This is a genomic window from Azohydromonas lata (genome assembly GCF_034427735.1).
Lineage (GTDB): Bacteria > Pseudomonadota > Gammaproteobacteria > Burkholderiales > Burkholderiaceae_C > Azohydromonas > Azohydromonas lata.
Map to the genome: position 1 here is coordinate 73,319 of NZ_JAXOJX010000013.1, position 15,938 is coordinate 89,256.

Genomic DNA, 15,938 nt, shown 5'->3' on the forward strand with positions numbered 1-15,938 from the left:
AAGCTCTATTAACAAATAAGAAGTTTTTACAGGAGTAGGTGATGACGCTTTCTAGGCAAAAATTCAAGGACATTGACCTTTCGGACCCCTTCTTTGACTCGCTGAAGAAGGACTACGAGGAATTTCCCACGTGGTTCGCTAAGAAAGCTGAGGACCATGCGTATGTGTTCTATGGGGATGATGATAAGAGCATCGAAGGTTTTCTTTACCTCAAGCGTGAGGATGGACCGCTGACTGATGTAACTCCTGCGCTTCCTGCGGCGATAAGAATAAAAGTGGGGACTATGAAAATAAACCCACACGGAACGCGGCTTGGTGAGAGATTTCTGAAAAAGATATTTGACCATGCCATCACAGAAGGAGCCAAGGAAGTCTACGTCACAGTTTTCGAAAAGCACAGTGCCCTGGTCGCTTTGTTTGAACGCTATGGTTTCGTTAAGGCATCGACCAAGACCACCAAGAACGGCACGGAGTTGGTTCTTGTTAAGGAGATGCTCGTTGACAAGGGCTCGACTCTTGAACGCTATCCGCTCGTGAAGCTTGGTACTCAAGCCATCTACCTGCTTTCCATAAAACCTATCTGGCACACTCGGTTGTTACCAGACTCCATTTTGAAAAGTGAAGATGCATCCATCGTTATGGATGTGTCTCATACCAACAGCATCCATAAGGTTTACTTGGCTGGTATGCGCGGTATGGGTCGTATTCAGGTTGGTGACGTGATACTGATTTATCGCACTACGGACAATTTGGGTCCTGCACGTTATCGGTCGGTGGCTACGTCTGTAGCTGTAGTGGAGGAAAGCAGGCATATTTCTACGTTCCCTGACATTAATGCTTTTATTAGGTACTGTCAGCCTTACAGTGTCTTTGAGTTGGATGAACTCAAGAGTCTTTGGGAAACCCAAGACTACCCCCATGTTCTGAGGTTTACATACAACTTTGCACTTCCCAAGAGAATTACTCGAGGTAAAATGATTGATGCAATGGGGTTTGATCCCAATGAATACTGGGGGCTGATGCGCCTCAGTAAAAAACAACTCCGTGACGTTTTATTTGCTGCAGGACTAGATGAAAATCTTGTTATCGATTAAACCGGAATACGCTTACAGAATTCTTGACGGATCCAAGCGTTTTGAGTTCAGGAGGCGTGTGCATCGCGATGCGCGTGTGAAAACTGTCGTAATATATGCGACTATGCCGGTCGGTAAAGTGATAGGCGAATTCACTATACAGCGCGTTCACGCAGAACATCCTGAGCAGCTGTGGAAGATGACGAAAGATTTTTCTGGAATCACGGAAAATTTCTTTGCGGAATATTTTCACGGTAGAGATGTTGGGTACGCTATTGAGGTGAAGAGCGTAAAAAGGTTTAAAAACCCTAAGAAGCTCAATGAGTATCTCCCCAGTGGAGTGGCTCCGCAGTCTTATGCCTACGTGCCTCAATAATTTCTGTGCGCGATAGAAAAAGCCCGCTTAACGCGGGCTTTTTTGTTTGAGCAACAGGGGTCACTCGTCAACTTCGTTACTCACGTCTTCCGCCGCTTCTCCCGTGTCCTCGGCCGCCGCGCCGTTCTCCAGTTCGACGCTGGTCGTAAATCCTCCATCACCGAGGGTATGCGTCACCTTTACGGTCAACCACTCGCCGGCGTCGATCTGCGGCTTGAACCCGGTCACAGCCACCGGCGTCTGAGGCGCCAGGTCCGCCCGCCCCAGAGCCAGCGTCAGCTGCAGCGTCGCCGCGCCGCGCTGGATGCGTTTCCACTCGGCTTGCGCGCCCGCTCGTGCTGAAGCCTCATCTGTGAAAGTCTCGCGCAGGCGCTTCGCGTTTTTGCGCGTGCCGACGACTACCCCCCGGCGCTTCGCGCGGGCTGGGTCGTGCCAGTACGCAACCACCCCGGTGTACGCGTCGCGGTCGCTGGTGTGATACCGGTGCTGGTCGCCGGCGGCGCGCGTGAGCGTGATCGTGGGCAGGGGCGCGCCAGTGGACGTTTGCGTGCCTTGGATCGGCAGGAACAGCAGCCGATCCTTCTTTACCGTTGCCACGGCGTCGAAGCGCTTGGCCAGGCGCTGCAGGAACGCGACGTCGCTCTCGCTCTGGTCCTCGTGCGTCACGGCGCGGCTGGCCAGGCGCGGGTCCACGCGGGCGGCGAGGCCGTGCTTCTTGGCCAGCGTCTTGACGATGCTCCCCAGCGTCGTTCCGTGCCAGCTGCGCTCAGTGCGGCTGCGCAGCTCGGCGCGCAGGTTCGCGCTGCGGGCGCGGATGTGCAACTCGTCCGGCGCGCCGCTGTGCTCGATCTCGTCGACGGTGAACGTGCCCATGTCCACCAGGTCGCCGACGTAGCCGATCCAGAGCGCAAGCTCCACGCCGGTGCTTGGGATCTGCAGCCCACCGTCGTGGTCATCAAGCACGAGGTCGAGCTGATCGGCCTCGCCTCCGCGAGCCAGGCACAACGTCAGGCTGCGCAGCCGCGGCCTCAGCTTCGGTGTGAGGTCTTGGTCGTCAAGCGTGATGCGGTACGCGGGGTGCGGGTAGCGGACGGGGTCCATGGGCGTGCTCATGGGGCTGTGGCCTCGTCGAGCAGCACGTCGACGTCGTTGCCGCCGACACTGTCGGTGAGGCTGTCGTCCACGCGCTGCAGCTGCAGCTCAAACTCGATGCGCCGCGGCGTGCCATCGGCGATTTGCAGCGTGCCGGTTTCGTGCACGTGCTCAAGCACGAATTGCCCGAACACCCGGCCATCGCCGCCAACGAGCGGCCATGCGCCGCCCGCGTCGCCCATCGCACGCAGCTGGTCCAGGCTGAGCCGGTCACCGGCGAACTCAGGAACCAGCAGGCCGCTGAGCGTGATTGCGTCATCACCGGCGCCGAGAAACTGCCGCGCTGGTCGTGCCCCGACGCGACTGTTGCTGGCATGGCGCCAGGCCGTTTGCCGGCTCAGCGTCTGGTAAGCGAGCGTGGGCAGACCGAACACGAATTGGCCGAAAGCCAGCATCTGATATTGCATACGGATTTCCTCAGTCGTCGTACAGGCTGGAGCGCCGGCGGGCCGCCGCGGCGCGGTCGCGGCGATTGAGCGCGGCCTCAACGGCGCGCGCGATGGCCTCCGGGTCCTGGCCAGGCTGCGCGTTGATCGTGAAGTGGTAGGTGTTGCCGCCGCCCGTTACGGCAGCCCCGCCGCCGGCGGCTGCCTGCAACGGTGGACGGCGGTCGACGTTGATCGGCGGCTGCTCACCCGCAGCTGCACCCAGCGGCAGCGCCGCAGTGGCCGCAGCGGCCATGCCCAGCGCGGCTCGGCGCACCAGGTTCTGACGCTGCACGATGCCCTGGGCGGCACCGGCGGAGATCTCGCCGCCGGCCAGCGCGAACACCCGGCTGGGGCTGCGGATGCCCAACTTTTCCTTGAACCAACCCACGGCGCTGTCGGCCAGGCCGGTGATGCCGTCGCGCACCCATGACCAGCCGCTCGTGAGCCCATGCACCAAGCCCTGCGCGAGCTGCGCGCCGATGGTCGCGAACTTAGCGGGCAAACCGCTCATCCACGACACGATGTTGTCCCAGTTCGAGAACAGCAGCGTGGCGCCGATGCTCAGGAGCGTGATGACGCGCCCCCAGGGCGTGAGGTTCATGAACGCCCCGGCAATGAACCGCACTGCAGTGCCGAGCCGGCCAATGACGCCCACCGTGCCCGTGGCCTGTATGCCGAACAGCGCAAGGCCGTAGCGGATGACGGCAAAGGGGCCAATGAACGCAGCCAGGGCCATCGTGATGGCTCCCATGACGATCAGCAGCAGCGACAGCGCCGCGGCGCCTTTCATGATCCAGCCCACAAGCACCGGATGCTCTCGTACCCATGCCGAGGTGCGCTCGATGATCGGACCCAGCGTGCCCATCACGTTGATGAGCGCGGGCCGCAGGCTCTCGCCCAGCGCCGTGGTGAGTTCGAACGTCCTATTGCGAGCCATCTGCCAGCGTGCGCTGAGCGTGTCCTGCCGTGCCGCGAACTCCTTGCTCATCGAGCCTTGCGCCTTCGGTGCATTGGCCAGGTCGCGCTGCCGCTGCAACTCCTCCGGCTTGTCCACGAGCTTGGCCAGCGTGTCGGAGTGCTCCAGCCCCACCAGTTCCACCATCACGCCAATGCGCTTGTCCTGAGGTAGCTTGCGCACGGCGTTGACGACCTGGTTGAAAGTGGCCATCGCGTCGACCTGCATGCCCTTCTGGACCGCCTTCGAGCTGAGGCCGATCTCTTTCATCGCGGCCTGGAACTTCTTCGACCCCTTCTCGGCCGCGGCGAACTTCTGCGTGATCGCGTTGATCGCCGTGGCCGCTGTCTCTCGCGTGTCGCCGAGCGTCAGCAGGGTAGAGCCCAGCGCCGCGGCATCGGCCGCGCTCATCTTCACGGTGCTCACGACGCCGCTGATGCGGTTGAGCACGTTGATGATGTCGGCGCCTTTGCTGATCGCGTTGTCGTCGAGGTAGTTGATCGAGTCGGCCAGGCTGCCGATGTCGGTCACCGGGATCTTGAAGTTCTTGCCGACCTTGCCCATTGCTTCGGCGATCTCGTCGGGCACGGCGTCGAACGCGATGGCCATCATGGCCGCGGTGCGCGTGTACCCCTTGAGCGCTTCCGTAGGCACCTCCATGCGCGCGCCGGCGGTGACCATGGCGGCGATGTCGTTGGTGGCCAGCGGGATCTCTCGGCCCAGCTCGTGCACCTGCTGCTTGATCGCGGCGTACACCTCGGTGAGCCGACCGCTGTCGTCACGCGCGCCCTGCACCTGGCGGGCCACGCCGAGCATGGCGTCCTCGAAGCTGCTGTAGTCGGTAACGGCCTTGGCCACCGGCAGCCCCACCGCGGCGCCGGCGGCGCCCGTAGCCGCGCCGGCGCCGGCCAGATTGCCAGCCAGGCGCTGGCTCTTGTCGTAAGTGGCACGCGCGGCCGCCAGGCGCTTCTGCGTGGCTGCCAGGGCGTCAAGCGCCGCCCGCTGACGGTAGATGGTGCCCGTGGTCGCCTGAATGGCATCTTGCAGCCGCTGCTCATCCGCGGCCACGTTGCGGATGCCCATGCGCTGCAGCTGCTCGCGCATGGGCTTGAGCTGCGCGGTCTGCTGCTCTGTGGCTCGCGTGAGGCTGCGCAGCACCTTCTCGGCCGCGGCGAGCTCGCGCGCCTGCGCCTGCGCCGCCGCGGCGTCGGCGGTCTGGGCATTGCGCAGCTCCTCGATGCGCGCGCGTACCGCGCGGGCCTGCTCCTGGCTCGCCTTCAGGGCCGTTTGTAGCTCGCGGAAGCGCTGCACGGCGGCTTGTTGAGCGTTCAGCTCTTTGAGCTGATCGCGGGCGGCTTTGAGAGCCTTTGCGGCCTCGGTGCTATGGGTCGAAATACCACGCAGCGGCGCGGTCACCTTGTCGATCGCCTGGAGGATCACCTGCAGGCGCAGGTCACGGGCGGATGCCATGTGCGGTGTGCTCGGTCGGGTGGGTAATCACTCGGCCGGCTCGGATCGCTCCCGGGCCATCTCGCGCCAGGCCATCAGCTCGGCCAGAGAGAGGGCCCACAGCTGGGACGGGCCCCAATGGAAGGTGATGGCCAGGTCGGCCATCGCCGCCTCTACTCGGTCGGGGATTCCGCCGGCCTCGCGGCCTTCGGCAGCAAAAAAGCGACGACCTCCGTGCCAAGCTGCACCAGGTCAGCCGCGTCCATGCGCTGCACCTCCGGGGCCAGTAGCGGTGGGACGGTGACGCGCGGCAGCACGGTCTGCAGCGCGGTCACGTCCATGTTCATCAGCGGCACAAGCTGCACGCCGCGCAGCTCGCCGGCGTTGGGCTTGCGGACCTGGATCTCGGTGATCTTCGTCTCGCCGCGCTGCACGGGCGTGTCGAGCGTGATGGGCTTGGAAAGGGTGGCGTCGATGCTCATGGGTGTAGCCGTTGGAGTTGGATGTGTTGAGTCGGATCAGAGGCCCAGGAGCGCCCGGATTTCTTCCATGCGGTCGACATCGCCGATGCGCTCGATCATGTTGACCGCATCGATCTCGATGATCGGCGTGCCGTTGTCGGTCAGCCGGTAGTAGCTGAGCTCGGTCTTGTACGAGTGCTCGGTGGGCTTGCCGGCCTCGGCTTCGCCGAAGTCGATCTCGCTGTGTCGGCCCATCGCGAATACCTCCAGGCCTTCGTAGCCGGAGGCGTCCTCGGACTGCAATGCAGCCGCGAAGCGCAGCATCGTCGCGTTGTGGGTGCCCGCGCCGAAGTCCAGCATCACGCTCGGGAGGAAGCCTCCGGCGGTCCATTCCAGCGTCAGCGGTTCCATGCCGAAGTCCAGCTTGACCGGGATATTCATGCCGCCGGCGCGGTAATCCTCCATCTTCCGAGCCAGCTTCGGGAGCTTGATCTTCGGCACCTCGCCGACGTAGCTCACGGCGTTGAAGAACAACGCGAAATTTTTCAGGGTGCGGGGCAATGCCATGTCAGGCCTCGGTCAGTGGTTGCGGCCTCAGGCGCGGATGCCCTTGGCGAAATCGGCGTAGTACGAGTCGGTGATCTGCTGCACAAACTGGAGGTTCTCCAGCGGTGCGACCGCCGTGAAGTCGTACTTGATCTCTGCGCCGCCCTGGGCCAGCTGCGACGCCGGGTTCGCAGACTCTTCCCACCAGCAGCGCCCGCCCATGAGCCGGCCGGCGGTGACCAGGCTGCGGATCTTGTCGTTGACGCCGTCGATGATGTCTTTGATGAGCCCAGGACGCAGCGGTTTGTCGATGGCCCACATGTGGCCGTCCGCGATCATGTCGGCCAGCACCTGGCCGGTACGCGTCGCGCTCTCGAATGCGTACAGAGGGTCGTCGCTGCAGGTGCGCGAACCCCAAAAGCGGTAGCCGTCGCGGCGGACCAGCGTGGTGACCTCGCCGGCGTTGAGTGTGCCGGCATCAGTTGCGGGATCTTGCAAGTCCCAGCTCACGTCGGCGCTGATACCGGTCACGCCGTTGACGGCGACGTTGCTCAGCGTCTTGTGCCAGCCCTGCTCTTTGTCGATCTTCGCGCGCAGACCCAGCGCATAGGCCGTCGACGGGGCAAGCACCGAGGCGCTGGTGTCGGTGTCCCAGCGCTTGAAATCTGGCCACAGCAGCATCAGCTCGCGTGCGGCGAACTCGTCGCGGTACGTGATGGCTTCGCTGACCGTGTCCGCACCGTGCGCAAACGCGTAGGCCATGGCGCGCAGCTTTTGCGCGATCGCCACCATCTCGGTGGTGACGGCCTGCGTGTCCAGGCCTGGCACACCCAGGATCTTCGGCACCAGGCCGGTGACGGCCTCGGCGGTGAGCAGCGCCTTGAGGCCGGTCTTCTTTCCGGCCGGCGTGACGGTGCCGACGACGTTGCTCGTCGTCTCTGCTGCGTTTGCGCCCTCGGCCACGCGCACGACGATCGTCAGCGGGCGGGTCTGCGCAGCGATGGCTTCGAGAGAAGGCGACAGCGTGCCCAGGTCACCGCTCTTGGCCATCGCGGCGTACACGTCGGTGAGCAGTACCGGCGTGTCGAGCGGGAACGTAGTTGCATCAGCATCGGACGCGGTCACCACCATGCCGATGACGGCCGTGGAGATGTCGCGGATCGGTCGCTTTCCGTCCGTCGTTTCGACGATGCGGACGCCGTGGTGGTAACTTGTGATGGGCATGGAGGCTCCGTAGGCGGACCCTCCGAGGGTGGCTCAGCACGCAGCCGATTGCACGCCCTGCGGTGGTGGCTGCCCCTCAGCACATTACGGCTCAGCCGCCGCGCGTCACGAGGTCGGCGACGTCTGGATTTGCGGCGAGGAATGCCGCCAGCTTCTCCACGGCCGTGGGCTCGGCCTGCACCTGGTCAGCGGGCCGCGGGCGCGGGACCAGTTCCCAGGTCGCGCCGTTGTAGCGCGGCCACTCGGTGAGCTCGGCCAGCGCCTGGCTCTGCAGCTGCTCCTCGGTGGCGAAGAGGGCCAGCACCAGGGGCGGCCAGTGCGCCGGCGGCGTGGCGTCCACGGTGCCGGCGGGCAGCAGCCACACATCGGGCTCCATGGGGCTCTCGTCGGCGATGGTCACGCCGGCGAACAGGCCGGCGGCGTCGAGTTGGAAAACTGGCTTTGTGGACATGCTCAGTACTTGATGCACGCCAGCATGGCCACGTTGCGAGGCCTGGATTCGGCCTCACCGACCGCGCTGACGGTGATTGTGTGCGTGTGCGCGCCGGCATTCGCGACGTTGAGGGTGTGCGTGTGCGCGCCGGCCTCCGGCACGCTAATGGCGTGCGTGTGCGCGCCGCTTTGGTCCACGGTGACGCTGTGGCCGTGACCACCGGCACCGGACGTCAGCCAGCCCGGGTTGTCGGTATCCGTGCTGTTCGACCCGTAGCCGTTGGCTCGCCCGGACGAGCCGAATGGCGCTGTGCCGGAGTTCGGGTGTTCGCCCCACGCTGAATCGTGCTGGTGGTCTCCGACATCGGAAGCCGTTGCGGTGTGCGAGTGCGTTCCGGCGCTGCTCGCACTAGCGTTGTGTGCATGCCCACCGCTGTTTGCAGCCGTCGCGTTGTGGTTGTGGCTGCCGCTGCTGGCGGTTGTCGCGCTGTGGTTGTGAGACCTGTTGGCATCGCTCTGAGCCGAGCCAAGGGCGCGCAGCGGATCAACGCCGCGGCCGTCGTCGAGGCCACGCAGAAACTCCCCGCGCAGGTCCGGCAGCCGGAACGTGTTGAACCCGTCGCCTGCGCCGTAGGTTGTGCCGATTGCGGCGAAAAGATCCGCGTAGGCCGTGCGCGACACTGCGGCGCCGTTGGCTTTGAGCCAGCCTGCCGGCGCTGATGAGCGTGCGAAGTGGGCGACCAGTCCGGCCGGTGCCATCTGCCGGGCCTCCGAGCGGCTGAACACGTCCAGATTCGCGCGTGCCGTGGCAGCGCTCTGTAGGTCGGACAGGTTGCGGCTGCGCTCAAGCGGCGCCGGCGCGTCGCCCACCGGCTCGTTCTGCGCGGCGATCAGCTCGTGTGCGCCGACCATGGGCGTGTTGAAGGTGAACTTCGTCGGGTCGGTCGCGTGCTTGGTCCACTCGTCGTCCGGCACACGTAGGCCGTCGACATAGACGACCAGGCCGCGCGTCGTGCACTCGTTCAGCGTCACAAGCGTCTGGCCATTGACCAGCGACTGCTTCTCCTCGATCACGTCCACAACAACGTTGGCAGTGCTGGCGTCGCCCCATTCCGTGTCGCCGTCTTCGTTGCTGACCTTCTTGAGGATCTGCCCCGTGGTGCCGCCGGGCAGCAGTGCCGCGGCGGTGATGTTGTTCGTCACCCAGCTATGGGTTGCAAGAGCGACGGCCGGGTCGAGCTGAAGCGTGACCACGCTGGCGTTGGACGCCTTGAAGAGTAGGCGCACGCCGGCATCGCTGAAGGCGCCGTCTGCTGCAGTGGGCTTGACCGTGGTTGGCAGGTTGCCAACCAGAAACAGCCCACCATCTGCATCGAACAGGCCCGCCTCGCGCATCACGAAGCCGCCCACATTTGCGGGCAGCACGAGCTCGGCGACGTAAGTGCTCGGGTCGTTCGGCAGCTGGTACACGCGGTTGACCGGTGCGCGGTAGACCTCGCGCACGAGTTGGGTCTGTGCCTCATTTGGCGTGACGTCAACACCGCCGCCGTCGCCGATGGCCATGTGCGTGAGATTGATCGCGACGCCGGCGGCCTCGGCCGCGGCCTGGCGGCGCAGGCCGTACGAGGTGTGGATGGTGCGGTAGGTCATGATCAAGAAACGCGCTTGACGACATTGCCCGCTGCGGCGTCAACCCACAGCGAGCCGCTTGGCAGTCCGTACGGCACAGATGGCAGGGCCGCGAGGTTGAGCTGCTCGAACGTGGCTCGCCCAAATACCGCGGGCTCACGCCCGTGGTACACACGGGCACGCCCAAAATCCACCGTGCCGGCTGCACCAGTTTGGTTGAGCACTTGCAGCACGATCGTGGTCGTGTTTTCGCGGAACACAATCGGGAACCGATAGCGGTTCCAGCGCGGACCGGGAATGATCTGGCGCATCAAGTGCACGGCATTGCCGTACTGGATGACGCGCATCGTGAGCTTGGCCAGTGGCTGTGCGCCGGAGAGCCTTGCGTCCATCTCCACCCATGCCACCTCGCCAACAGCGATCTTGGTGCCATCCAACAGCACGTTCACGCCGGTGCCGTCCTGGATGCTCAGCGTGTAGGCCTCGTTTTCGCCGGTCGCGTCAGTGATGCCAACGACATCGACTCCGGGCAGCACAGTGAGCGCAACGCCGCGCGACGTGTAAATGGAAGAGAAGCCAACGCGGTCCGCACCGCCGGCGCTGTGCGGCAGTGGGTTCATGTAGTCGCCCGCGAATTGGCTGGTTGCGTCTACCAGACCACCGATGAAATACCCGTTCGACACCCGTACAGGCACAACGTTTATGCCGCCATCAAGCGACCGGTTATTCGAGAAAATATTGTTGCTATTGTTTGCGTCAGGTCCAGGAGGCGTACGGAACTGGAGCAGATACGCAGGCTGAGTACCGTCCAGCACATTGTCCGACACGTTAGCAGCACGGATGTGCGGCGTCGTCGAATAAATCAACGGCGGATGTCCAGAATCGTTTCCGCTAAATTTGACTCCTGTTACGTGGCACCCAGCGACATACGCTGCCGAGTCGGCCGTTAGCACCGGCATCATGTCGCCGTTATAGGCGCCTGCTGCTTCCTCCGCATAAACTATGTGATAGTCGCTAGAAACTTGATTCTCGTTGCCGAATTTTCCACCCTTAATTTCGCATCCGGTTCCAATATTTGCAATTGCCGTTTCCGGCACAAGCCACACGCGAATTCTCGGCGTGCCATTGCCGGAATCAAAATGAATAAAATCGTTGTCCTCAAGAATTACAGCCATTCCGGCGCTGCGCAACTTTATATCAATCCTGTTTTTTAGGAACGAATTGCGAGAAATTATAGAGCCGTCTGCATTCTTGCCGATAGCAACACCAATTGTTGACGTACTATTGGCTGCCGTGAAAATGTTTTTGTCGATTATCCAATACGGCTCGTCGGCGCCGTTTGTTTCAATTGCGCAACCCGTGTATCCGGTAAATATGCAATCGCGAATTTCCTTTTTGAATGAAACATTGACGCCCGCGAACCTGCTGCGGAATGCGCCCAGGCCGCCGGAGAACTGAATTCCCTTGAGCAGTAATTCCGTTTTTGCCGTTGCCGTATCAATGAAACGAGACACGAGTCCCAGACCGATGACCGTTACGTCCTGACCGGCGCCCTCGATAAACAGGCGCCGACCGGCGAACGCGTGGCCGCTGCCGTTATATGGGTGGTAGCCAGCCGGGAGGGACAGGGGCAGCCCGTTCGTGCTCGTGTAGTCCAGCGCAGCATCGATGCGCCCGGTGTAGTCGGCGCCGTCACCAATGACGCCGAACCAGGCCGCATTCATGTAGTCTGCCGCACGCTCATACCGTCCGTTCAGCGGGTTGCTATAGGGGCAGAACACCGTGCCCCCGTTGTGCGCCTTGGTACTGGCCGGGATCCAGATCAGCGAACCGCCGCCACCGTCGCCGGGTCTGTCGTAGCCCTCAAGATAAACAACGGTTCGCCTCGCAGGCGGATCCATGGCCAACAACGCCTCGACGTTCTCCACCCGGAACACCGCCTCGGTGACCTGTGCCGCAGCTTCAGCTTGCATGCGAGCCAAAGTGCGAACCAGGCCACCCTCCGTCGCCACCAGGCTCCCCGGCCCCGTCGCCGGGCCGTGCACGACGTCATGAGCAATCCCGGTGTCGGTCTCGAACTGGACCACCAGGTCCTTCAGTGGCGTAGTCATAGGCAAAGGGGCTTAGAGGTCGAGGGAAGCAATGCAGGCATGCAGGGCCTGAATGGCGGCGACGGTGTTGTCTTCACCGTTCAGCAGTGCGTCATTGATCAGCCCGAATGCGGGTGAGCCGTCCGAGTACGCGAGCGGGGGAACGTAGGCCACGCTGATCTCGTGGCCGGAGCACGCTGCGGCGGCCCACGTGATGGCCGCCTCGGACGTGACCGTGACCGTCACGTCGGACAAGTGCGAGCGCAGGTTCGCGGTCTGCTGTGCAGTACGCAGCAGCTGCTGCAGTTGCGGCAAGCTGACGCCGCTCTGCGTCACGTCGACGTGCAGCCTGTACGTGTACGGCTCGCCCTGCGGCGCCTGCGCAAACCATTCCTGGACGCGCACGGTGGCGCCCAGCGCGTCGATGGCGCGGCGCATTGCGCCGGCGGTCCCCTTGTGTCGCTTCACGTCCAAGCTCGACGCGATGGCAGCGCGCTGCGCGGCTTCGTCCATCTGCGTCGTATCCCATGCATCGACGCTCCAGGCCCATGCGAGCCATGGCAGCAGCGGTGCTGGGCAGCTCGTCGGATTCCACGCCTCGCGCAGCGGTACCGGCAGATCTGTGGCTGGGATGCACGCAGTGGCCACAGCGCGCTCGAGCGCGGTGGCGTTCGGAGGGAGCAGCGTCGCGTCAGCCATCTAGCACGTCCGTCGTCAGCGTGATTGCCGTGCAGTAGGGCGCCTGGCCATCGGTAATCGCGACGTTGCCGGCCGGCGCAGTGAGATCGACCCGCAGCACGCCGGACTGGTGCAAAGCGCGGTAGAGGCCGGAGAGGCTGACGACACGACCAAGCCGATGCGTCTCGGCTGCGTAGGCCCGCGCAGCGGTAAGCGCGGCGGTGCGGACAACGTCGGGGTCGGGCCCGTCCTGCAGGTGCAGGGTCGCGGTGATCTGGTACTGGACGATCGACGCTGAGAGCACGCTCACGGTGTCAGTGAGCGGGCGAACGTCCTCGGCCGACAACGCAGCAGAGACGGCGGCCAGCAGCGGCGCGCTGGCGGTGCCGACGCCGCTGCGTGATAGGACGTAGACCGTGACATGGCCGGGCGTTGGACTCACGGCACTGGCGTCGAGCACATCGCCGCTTGCTGACAGCGCGTGGTACTCGTAGCTCTGGCGGCTACCGGCCGTGGTGTAAGCCTCGAACGAGAGCAGGATGCGGCCGCGGAAGGCAGCGTCGCTCTCGTACGTGGGCGCGACCGGTGGCACTGCCGATGCGTCGCCGGCGTCGATCACGAGTCGGGCGACGCCGACATTAGCGCCGAGCTGGTCCAGGTCGGCACCGGTAGCCGTCGCGAGCATCACGCCGCAGGCAGCCTCGTTGATGCGCTGCCGCAGCAGCACCTCGCGGTATGCGCTTTCTTGCAGCAGCACATTGACCGGCTCGGACTCGAGATCGATCGTTGCTGCGAGTTCGGGCATGAGCTCGACCGCGCGGGCTTTGCGCTCGGCCAGGATCGACTCGAATGAGACTGTCTCGACGACGTCGGGTGGCGGGAGCAAGGAGAGATCGATCATGCGGCGGCTTGGCTCTGTAGCGGCACGCGCAGCGCGAGCAGCTGCTGCGGGCCTTCAGGTCGGATGTAGATGCCGTCCAGCAACACAACGGCTTGGCCAGGCTGTGCACCGCTTTGGATTTGCACGCGCGAGATCCGCACGCGCGACTCCCAGCGCATGAGCGCGCCGGCAATAGCCGAGAACAGACGTACGCGCGTTGCCCCGTTATCGGGCTGATCGATGAGCTCCGGCAGCAGACTGCCGAAGTCCCGGCGCATCGCCCGGCTGCCGATCGGCGTGGTCAGGATCACGGCGATGGACTGGCGGAGGTGATCGAGGTCGTCGATTGCGCGGCCTGATATGCGGTGCATGCCGGTCACTGCGGGCCTCCAGACGACTCACCGCCGGCGCGCACTCCGGTATGGGTGTGGCCGGTCAAGCTGATGCCATTGGCGATCACATCATTGGTGGTCTCTACGGTCCCCTGGATGACGGCCGCAGCGCCGCGCCCGGCGCTGCCAGAGCCCGCCATGCCGGCTTGGTACGTGAACAGGCCTTGCACCAGCATCTGGCCGGTGCAGGTGGTCTGCTCCGCATCGAGCGTGATCGACGGCGAGTGGACGGTGACGCTACCAGGCGCTGTCAAGTCGACGGTTCCACCTGCCGGCAGCGTGACGCTGAGGGCATGTGCGGCGTGGTCGTAGCTGGTGACGGCACCGTCCGGGTAGTGTGTGGTCGTGACGTCCGGGTCGTCGCTCGGCGCCGGGTGCGCGTCGCTGTTGATGCCCAGCAGTACGATGGCCGCGGCAAGGTCGCCACCAGGGGCCAGCAGGAGACCTTGCTCACCGACCGTTGGCGGAGACCAGGTGCACGTGGTGCCGGCGCGCAACGTGACCCATGGAAGCCACGCAGTGAGCAGCTGGCCGCTGCGCACCCGGCAGCGCGTGCCGCCGTGGTCCACCTCGGCAATCGTGCCGAGGCGAATCAAGTTGAGAAGGAGCCGAGATTGCTCGGCGAACGAAGCTGCGACCATGCCGGCCACTGTGCCGACATGCATCGCGCGAAGCACGCACGGCGGTGGGTGCTGCCCTTCTGCGAACCTTCAGCGATCAGCGAGCGAGGTGCTGCAGCAGCTGGTCGCGCAGGTGCTCGATCTCGGCCGGTGTGAAGCCCAGCAATTCACGCACAGGGTACTGGACCTCCGGTCCACCGGGCTGCACGCGGTCGCGTAGGCCTTCTTGGTGCACAGCGGCAATGCGCGCGGCACGGCCCAGAAAGCCGACCAGCGCTCCCTCGGCATCGGCACGAGCCAGCATGTATCTGGCCGTTCGGAGCTTCGAGAACATGGCACCCCGGCGCAGAGAGCCGACCTGGTCGCGCAGGCGCTTCTGCTCCTTCCGCGGCTCATATGGCGAGCCATCTGGGTTCTGCTGTGAAGCGATGCGCTGCTGTTGGGATCTGCGCAGGTCACGCGCGATCGTGACAGACAGCCGGCGGATCTCGCTGCGCGAAAGCTTGGCCAGCAGCGGGCCAACCCAGGCCTCGAGGGCGGTGAGACCGTCCATACGTCAGCGGATGCGCACGCGGATCTGCGCTTGCTCGACGTCGCCGCTGCTCAGCTGCAGCGTGATGAGGCCGGCTGAAGTGTGGCCGGGCGCTCCGCCAGGCGGGACGTGAAACCACACGACACGACCCTGGATGCCGACGACGCTCGCATTGACGCCCGTCTGGAGCTCGATGCTGGCCTGGATGGGTGTGTCGTCGCGCTCGCCGATCACAAAAAATTCGTCGAAGTCGATGCCCCATGTCTTGGCTTCGCCGGGCAGCTTGTCATACGTGTGCTGGTTGCCGATTGCCATGATTCCCTCGTTCGTCCTTGTGTACTGAGCACGACGCAGGCGGCTCTCGCCGCGCACGCGGCCCACGCGGGGCAGAGTGCGCACACAGCCTTCCGCGGGCCGGTCCGGCAGCCCAGTAGTCGGCGATGTGCCGATGCCCCGAGTCGTGACAGCAGCCAGCTGCGCGGCGGCCGTGCCAGCGATCACTGGTGTGCCGGACCCCTGCACGGTGGCAGGCTGCAGCATCGCTGCGCCGTGGCCAGCGATACCGACAGTGCCTGCGCCGGCGGTGATGACTGCCGCCAGCACGGTGCTACCGGTGCCAGTGAGCCCTCCGGGATCAGGCGTTTCTACTGGGCTGGTGGCGCCTGAGCCTGCGGTAGTGACAGGGTCCAGAGCCGCGGTGGCCTCGCCGGCAATGCCGGCGGTGCCTGTGCCGATGGCAGTGATGGAATTCAGCGCAGCCGCACCGGCACCGCTGACCACCACCGCTCCGGCCGCAGCGGAGATGGCCAAGCTCAGCTCCGCGGCAGATTGGCCAACGCTGGTAACGGCGCCGGCGCTGTTGGTGACGATGGGATTCAGCGTGGCGGCACCGGTACCTGAGACGGTGATCATGCCGCCCCCAGCGGCTGCAACCTGGTCAAGCGTGGCTAATCCGGTCCCGGTGATCGCGCCAGGGCTGGCGGCGTGCGAGACGTAGCTGGCGAGATAGCGGCTGCTCACG

General features: G+C 64.3%; 18 protein-coding genes. 2 read left to right on the forward strand and 16 right to left on the reverse strand.

Features of this window, described 5'->3' with window-relative positions; genetic code table 11:
- Positions 1–41 precede the first annotated feature (41 nt).
- Entirely contained in the window at positions 42–1,094 is a 1,053-nt protein-coding gene (locus tag SM757_RS10425; protein WP_322465413.1) for an N-acetyltransferase, read from the forward strand.
- Positions 1,072–1,449, forward strand: a complete 378-nt coding sequence (locus SM757_RS10430; RefSeq protein WP_322465414.1) for an ASCH domain-containing protein — start codon at positions 1,072–1,074, stop codon at positions 1,447–1,449. Before SM757_RS10425 ends, SM757_RS10430 begins: the two co-directional genes overlap by 23 nt.
- 60 nt (positions 1,450–1,509) lie before the next feature.
- Here the strand turns inward: SM757_RS10430 and SM757_RS10435 are convergent, their stop codons facing one another.
- From SM757_RS10435 to SM757_RS10510, 16 genes are all read right to left on the reverse strand, one after another.
- The gene (locus SM757_RS10435; protein ID WP_322465415.1) at positions 1,510–2,550 is read right to left on the reverse strand and encodes a phage late control D family protein; all 1,041 of its coding nucleotides are present in this window, start codon (positions 2,548–2,550) and stop codon (positions 1,510–1,512) included.
- A gap of 8 nt (positions 2,551–2,558) precedes the next feature.
- A complete protein-coding gene (locus tag SM757_RS10440; RefSeq protein ID WP_322465416.1) occupies positions 2,559–3,008 on the reverse strand; it encodes a phage tail protein in 450 nt (149 codons plus the stop codon).
- 10 nt (positions 3,009–3,018) lie between these two features.
- On the reverse strand, positions 3,019–5,454 hold the full coding sequence (locus SM757_RS10445) for a phage tail tape measure protein (RefSeq protein ID WP_322465417.1): 2,436 nt from the start codon (positions 5,452–5,454) through the stop codon (positions 3,019–3,021).
- Between the two features lie 27 nt (positions 5,455–5,481).
- Positions 5,482–5,598: a GpE family phage tail protein gene (locus SM757_RS10450; protein ID WP_322465418.1), complete on the reverse strand. Its 117-nt coding sequence runs from the start codon at positions 5,596–5,598 to the stop codon at positions 5,482–5,484.
- 8 nt (positions 5,599–5,606) lie between these two features.
- On the reverse strand, positions 5,607–5,915 hold the full coding sequence (locus SM757_RS10455) for a phage tail assembly protein (protein WP_322465419.1): 309 nt from the start codon (positions 5,913–5,915) through the stop codon (positions 5,607–5,609).
- Between the two features lie 36 nt (positions 5,916–5,951).
- On the reverse strand, positions 5,952–6,461 hold the full coding sequence (locus SM757_RS10460; protein ID WP_322465420.1) for a phage major tail tube protein: 510 nt from the start codon (positions 6,459–6,461) through the stop codon (positions 5,952–5,954).
- A 27-nt stretch (positions 6,462–6,488) separates the two neighbouring features.
- Complete coding sequence (locus SM757_RS10465) at positions 6,489–7,664, reverse strand: phage tail sheath protein (protein WP_322465421.1); 1,176 nt, start codon at positions 7,662–7,664, stop codon at positions 6,489–6,491.
- 91 nt (positions 7,665–7,755) lie between these two features.
- Positions 7,756–8,115 (reverse strand): phage tail protein, encoded by a 360-nt coding sequence (locus tag SM757_RS10470; RefSeq protein ID WP_322465422.1) that lies wholly within the window; start codon positions 8,113–8,115, stop codon positions 7,756–7,758.
- Positions 8,116–8,117: 2 nt separating this feature from the next.
- Positions 8,118–9,746, reverse strand: coding sequence for a phage tail-collar fiber domain-containing protein (locus tag SM757_RS10475; protein WP_322465458.1), 1,629 nt, complete (start codon positions 9,744–9,746; stop codon positions 8,118–8,120).
- A 2-nt stretch (positions 9,747–9,748) separates the two neighbouring features.
- Positions 9,749–11,812 carry a hypothetical protein gene (locus SM757_RS10480; protein ID WP_322465423.1) on the reverse strand — a complete coding sequence of 688 codons (2,064 nt, stop codon included), beginning with the start codon at positions 11,810–11,812 and terminating at the stop codon, positions 9,749–9,751.
- Between the two features lie 36 nt (positions 11,813–11,848).
- Positions 11,849–12,514 carry a phage tail protein I gene (locus tag SM757_RS10485; RefSeq protein WP_322465424.1) on the reverse strand — a complete coding sequence of 222 codons (666 nt, stop codon included), beginning with the start codon at positions 12,512–12,514 and terminating at the stop codon, positions 11,849–11,851.
- Positions 12,507–13,394 carry a baseplate assembly protein gene (locus SM757_RS10490; protein WP_322465425.1) on the reverse strand — a complete coding sequence of 296 codons (888 nt, stop codon included), beginning with the start codon at positions 13,392–13,394 and terminating at the stop codon, positions 12,507–12,509. Before SM757_RS10490 ends, SM757_RS10485 begins: the two co-directional genes overlap by 8 nt.
- Positions 13,391–13,744: a GPW/gp25 family protein gene (locus SM757_RS10495; RefSeq protein WP_322465459.1), complete on the reverse strand. Its 354-nt coding sequence runs from the start codon at positions 13,742–13,744 to the stop codon at positions 13,391–13,393. Before SM757_RS10495 ends, SM757_RS10490 begins: the two co-directional genes overlap by 4 nt.
- 5 nt (positions 13,745–13,749) lie before the next feature.
- Entirely contained in the window at positions 13,750–14,406 is a 657-nt protein-coding gene (locus tag SM757_RS10500) for a phage baseplate assembly protein V (protein WP_322465426.1), read from the reverse strand.
- 76 nt (positions 14,407–14,482) lie between these two features.
- Positions 14,483–14,938 carry a phage virion morphogenesis protein gene (locus SM757_RS10505; protein ID WP_322465427.1) on the reverse strand — a complete coding sequence of 152 codons (456 nt, stop codon included), beginning with the start codon at positions 14,936–14,938 and terminating at the stop codon, positions 14,483–14,485.
- Positions 14,939–14,941: 3 nt separating this feature from the next.
- On the reverse strand, positions 14,942–15,937 hold the full coding sequence (locus tag SM757_RS10510; protein WP_322465428.1) for a hypothetical protein: 996 nt from the start codon (positions 15,935–15,937) through the stop codon (positions 14,942–14,944).
- Between the last annotated feature and the right edge of the window lies 1 nt (position 15,938).